Here is a 4922-nt window from a genome sequence, read left to right on the forward strand (position 1 = left end):
CTAGCTTCTTTATCCTTATTATTACTGTTCTTATAAAGAACGTTCGTTGATTTTTACTAAAATCATCTGAAAAATTCATTAGAATTTTCAAGGTTGTCTTATTGTTCAGTTGTCAAAGATCTTTTTGATCTGCTTCTTGTATATAAGAAGCTTTATCATTTTATCACAGTTCTTTTTGTTTGTCAAGAACTTTTTTGATTTATTTTGTTGTTCTGAACTCTTTCGTTCTGCAACAACTTTTATATCATATCATTTCTGATCTTGTCTGTCAAGAACTTTTTAATGATATTTATTTTACATTGTTCTGATCGTTCTCCGTCAGTAACTTCTATATAATATCATTTTACATTCTTCTTGTCAAGAACTTTTTTATCTATGATATGTCACATTTCGTCGTATTTTAGCGACGTTGATTATATTATCATAGCCATATATCATATGTCAAGCAATTTTTTCACAAATATTCTTTTGTCTTTTTCATTACATCTTGTAACGTCTTTATATCCCTTATAATATTTCCTGTTTCTAGTGAATGATCTGCATTTTCATACATATATATTGGTACATTCTGCTTCCTCGAAAGCTTCTCTACACTTGCTGTATTACTCCATGGATCAGATGTTCCAAGAAATGCGATTGCATCCGGATGTTCAAATTTATATGTTTGCTCCAATGGTGTGTATAAAATTTGCTTACATTTTATCTTATATTTCTGTGCATATGAAGATGATATAACAGTTCCTACGCTTTTTGAAATAAATACTACTTCTGCATATTTTGAAAAATCAATAAGTTCTAATTGTTTTTCGGCTTGTTGGTATAAAATATCACATGCTTCCTGCATCTTTTTCTCATTTCCACGGATATTTTTTCCTGTATATGAATATTTTAATGAAACAATTTCTTCATAACCATGTTCTTTTGCTAGCTTTTTTGCATAGTATAAAAGCGGTTTATCACAATGATACCCAATCCCTGGAAATATGATTACTAGTTTTTCTTTCATTTATTTTCTCCTAATATATTTTTGTATATGCAAAATTCTCCATCTGTTATATTTTCAGACGGAGAATTTCATTAACTTTCTATTATGTTATTATAGAGCAATTATGTATTCTAGTAAATCGTTTTTCTAATTTCCTGAACATCCATGTTTATCTTCACCACACTGATGTCCTCCACAAGAATGTTCATGTGCATGATGAGAGCATTGTACATTTGGATTAAAATCAAGTTTTCCTTCCAGATAAGCATTCACAGCTTCATCTGCATCTCCTGAAACGCCTCCATATAATTTAATTTCTGCCTCTGCTAATGCACTTTGGGCTCCGCCGCCGATTCCTCCACAGATCAGTACATCTACTTCTCCCTGTGATAAGAAACCAGATAATGCTCCATGTCCCTGTCCATTCGTATCAACAATCTGTGTAGATACAATCTTTCCATCTTCAATATCATAAAGTTTAAACTGGCTTGTGTGTCCAAAATGCTGATAAATCTTTCCATCTTCGTATGTTACTGCAATTCTCATTTTATTACCTTCCTTTTTTAAAATTTCTGATCTGACGACGGAATTTACTGCTCTGTTACAGTGTTTCTTACAAAAAGGTGATGTCATGCCATCGCAAAACTGATAATTACCTCCTGTGATCAGAAGTTGCTTCCCATTCACAACGCTATCTGCCATCTTATATCTGGCACTTTTATAAATCTCTGCTACGGTTGTTCTGGAAATATTCATCTGTTTTGCACATTCATGTTGTGTGTATTCTTCAAGATCGATCAGACGTATTGTTTCGTACTCGTCTAATGTCATAATGACTTCTTCTCCTGTCAAAACTCCATCTGGAAAAAAGCTGTCATAAGCTGGCTCCATACATATTCTTCTACATCTTGTTGGTCTTGTCATAATATCTTCTCCTTATTGTATTTTTATTTCCGTCATATGTCGATAATCGCATTATAGCATTCGAAAATTTATAATTCAAGTTAGTATGAAATTTAATAGTAAGGCAAAAAGAATATCATAAATAAAATGGTCATTCCTGCCATTGCAAGATACATTCCTCGATATCCAAGAGGTGAAACTAAAAATCCTAAAAAAAATGGTCCCACTCCTGTTCCAATATCCAAGAAAATATAGAAAGTTGAATTTGCATAGCAAAAATAAATTCCTGCACATACTGCACTGATTCCCAAAGCTTTTGCTTCAAGCAAACTCCAGACGCCTGTCTCTTTCTTAGCTTTTTGTTCTTGCCTGTTTCATAATTGTATTTTAACGGAAAATCTTTCGGAGTTTTTACGGTATCTTTCGACGTTCCTTTTCTAAGCTTTTCTCATATTATGCTTTGAACAGTTTTGATGCTTCATCGCCATTTGTTGCCATTCCGCCATATTCCATTCCATAAAGTCCAGCAAAACGTTTCATTGTATATTCTCCGGCTTCTAACATCCATTGTTCTGGGGTTGCTCCCTGGAACAAGAAATATAAAGTTCTTCCTGACAGTCCTTCCTGTTCGACTTTTCCATAAAAGCGGTCTAATACATTTCTTACTGAACCGCAGATATTATGCCAATACAATGGGGATCCTACTACGATCACATCTGCCGCTTTCATTTTATCAATTACTTCATCTAACTGATCATCTTGGAAATTTTGCCCATAACTTCCAATTCTATAATCTGTCAGATTTAATGTTTCATATGCTTTTCCCTTCAGCATCTTTTCTGCTAAAGCTTTTGTGTTTCCATTCTTATTTGGACTTCCGTTGATAAATAAAATATTCATGTTTTTCCTCCATTTATGTATGATTTTGTTTTATTTCTGGTCATCGACTGGTGGCACCATCTGTACATATTTCTTTAATAATTCAGGAGTGCTTGTATAATATCTTGCATTCTTATCTAATTTCCAAATATAATAACCCACCAAAACAAACAAAATCATCATCGATATATAGTCCAGCATATAAAGTCTTAGTGTTTCTGTAGGATCAAAAAATACAAAATGGCTTTTTAGAGTCATATATAAACCTATTTTTCGTTTGATAAAAGCAAAAATTCCATATATAGCAATTCCATATGTCAAGGTTCTTACAACCAACCATATCGAATTCTTCCATTTTTCTGTTTTATTCTTTATCATATTTATAAACATGTTCCAATGGAACCCCAGATGTAATGCCATCATCACAAATCTCCAATATGCACAGATCATATGTACATTTTCCATAAGAACTGCAACTCCCATAATTCTTATACTTTTAAAAACATATCTTGACAGAATAATTCCACTGATCATCGATCCTAACATAAATAGAAATAGAAAAATTACTAATATTATTTGCCATATACGTAAAAATGAATATTTCCCTTTATTTATATTTCTTGTCCACTTTTGATTCATCATATGCTGACAAATAAATAAGAAAAACATGATCATTCCTATTCATTCATGGGCTTCTTTGCCTACCATCTGATAAGGCATCAATAACATAAGTGCTATAAACATCAGACAATCTCTTTTTGATGTTCATACAAAAAAGCAATTGCTCTTGCCAAGTCTTCACATGCCGTTTTTGCTCCGGCCTTTCCTTTAAAGAAAAATAATCCTGTATTCCTTTTATCTGGATCATCTTTCTTTTCCTGATCTGTGTAAATATCATAAAAAATCTGATTTCCATTTTGGACTTTTTATTACAATAATAAAACAAAGATTTCCTATCTTCCTTTATTGCTTATTTCCTTACTATTATAAAAAAAGCGAGACCTATTATGAAGTCTCGCTTTGTTATTGAGTTTAAACCTTTTGGTTATATCTCTTATCTGGATTTTTATTTATTTTTTATTTCTAATCGTTCTTCTTTGCAGAATATCGGATCAAACAACTGGACACCAAATCTCGTTGTGAATAGCTCGCATTTGCATAAGAATAAATAATATGGATTAATTCCTTCCTCAAACATAGATTCAAAATTACCCATTCCTTTCGCTATGATCACATCTGCACTGTCCAGATATTTTCTTGCTTCCTTGCTTAATTGCTCCTTGACGGTTCCTGTGATTGCAGCTCCATTGCTGATCACAGAAACAATCTTCGTAAGTCCCACTTCTTCTGCGTCTTCTATCGTTGCATCATTAATTGCCAATCCGCCTCTTACCATAACTATGATTTCAAGATTTTTATAACGTTTCTTTAATTCTTCGATAAAAATCTTATCAAGAACGATTTCTCCGCAATTATCTGTGATATACAAAAGAGTTTTCGCATCTTTTAATTCTTCCTCCAGATATTTTACTTCTTGTTTTGATATATTCAGATCGTTGACCTTATTTAATAAATTTTCTAACATCTGATCATCAATATTTCCTGTTACACCAAAATCTATGTAATTCCCAACACATACATATTTAATATAATCTTCTATGTTCTTTGTTTCCTTTAATCGTTCTCTGATCTCATCTTCTCTTTCCAACATATATTGATTATATTTATGTTTCAATGCCTTATAATCTGTTTCTTCTTCATAATATTCATTATAAATGTCCTGAATTCGCTTATCTAACATTGGTGTTGATTCTTTATCCCCGTATTTATATAAGATTCCGGTAACTTTCTGAATAAATGCTTTTTTCTTTTTTTCATCCGAATATTTTTGGATTTTTTGCTCTTTTTTTGAAAGATTACATGCGATACATCTTGAATTTGCAATCATCGTTTCTCTCCTTTTTTGATCACAGTTTATTTCTGCTTTCATTATATCATGCAAGAATTTATGATTCTAGTTACAATCGTTGCTTGATATCTTTAAATTCTTTGTTATAAACGAAAAAAAACATCCTTATCTATAAGAATGTTCGAATTTCATTATTAAATCTATATATAAAGGATATACCTTCAAAACAACATACAAGAACTATCT

Annotated in this window: 7 protein-coding genes; all 7 read right to left on the bottom strand. The window is 31.7% G+C overall.

Annotation, left to right across the window (positions count from 1 at the left end; genetic code table 11):
• Positions 1-454 precede the first annotated feature (454 nt).
• Positions 455-1006, bottom strand: a complete 552-nt coding sequence (locus tag KE503_RS14005) for an alpha/beta family hydrolase (protein WP_022374160.1) — start codon at positions 1004-1006, stop codon at positions 455-457.
• Positions 1007-1132: 126 nt separating this feature from the next.
• Positions 1133-1909, bottom strand: a complete 777-nt coding sequence (locus KE503_RS14010) for a DUF134 domain-containing protein (protein WP_022374159.1) — start codon at positions 1907-1909, stop codon at positions 1133-1135.
• Between the two features lie 92 nt (positions 1910-2001).
• Positions 2002-2217, bottom strand: a complete 216-nt coding sequence (locus KE503_RS14015) for a hypothetical protein (protein ID WP_022374158.1) — start codon at positions 2215-2217, stop codon at positions 2002-2004.
• A 124-nt stretch (positions 2218-2341) separates the two neighbouring features.
• Positions 2342-2788, bottom strand: a complete 447-nt coding sequence (locus KE503_RS14020; protein ID WP_022374157.1) for a flavodoxin family protein — start codon at positions 2786-2788, stop codon at positions 2342-2344.
• 30 nt (positions 2789-2818) lie between these two features.
• Entirely contained in the window at positions 2819-3442 is a 624-nt protein-coding gene (locus KE503_RS14025) for a DUF4405 domain-containing protein (RefSeq protein WP_330622046.1), read from the bottom strand.
• 10 nt (positions 3443-3452) lie between these two features.
• Positions 3453-3635 (bottom strand): hypothetical protein, encoded by a 183-nt coding sequence (locus KE503_RS14030; RefSeq protein WP_212385657.1) that lies wholly within the window; start codon positions 3633-3635, stop codon positions 3453-3455.
• 198 nt (positions 3636-3833) lie between these two features.
• The gene (locus KE503_RS14035; RefSeq protein WP_022374154.1) at positions 3834-4715 is read right to left on the bottom strand and encodes a damage-control phosphatase ARMT1 family protein; all 882 of its coding nucleotides are present in this window, start codon (positions 4713-4715) and stop codon (positions 3834-3836) included.
• Positions 4716-4922 lie beyond the last annotated feature (207 nt).

Origin of the sequence: Anaerostipes sp. Marseille-Q3525, assembly GCF_018223505.1 — a bacterium.
GTDB classification, from domain to species: domain Bacteria; phylum Bacillota; class Clostridia; order Lachnospirales; family Lachnospiraceae; genus Anaerostipes; species Anaerostipes amylophilus.

Bases quoted from the DNA above. Each gene is read 5' to 3' on its own strand.
- KE503_RS14005 (WP_022374160.1), bottom strand. From the start codon at position 1,006: ATGAAAGAAAAACTAGTAATCATATTTCCAGGGATTGGGTATCATTGT.
- KE503_RS14010 (WP_022374159.1), bottom strand. From the start codon at position 1,909: ATGACAAGACCAACAAGATGTAGAAGAATATGTATGGAGCCAGCTTAT.
- KE503_RS14020 (WP_022374157.1), bottom strand. From the start codon at position 2,788: ATGAATATTTTATTTATCAACGGAAGTCCAAATAAGAATGGAAACACA.
- KE503_RS14025 (WP_330622046.1), bottom strand. From the start codon at position 3,442: ATGATCATGTTTTTCTTATTTATTTGTCAGCATATGATGAATCAAAAG.
- KE503_RS14030 (WP_212385657.1), bottom strand. From the start codon at position 3,635: ATGATCCAGATAAAAGGAATACAGGATTATTTTTCTTTAAAGGAAAGG.
- KE503_RS14035 (WP_022374154.1), bottom strand. From the start codon at position 4,715: ATGATTGCAAATTCAAGATGTATCGCATGTAATCTTTCAAAAAAAGAG.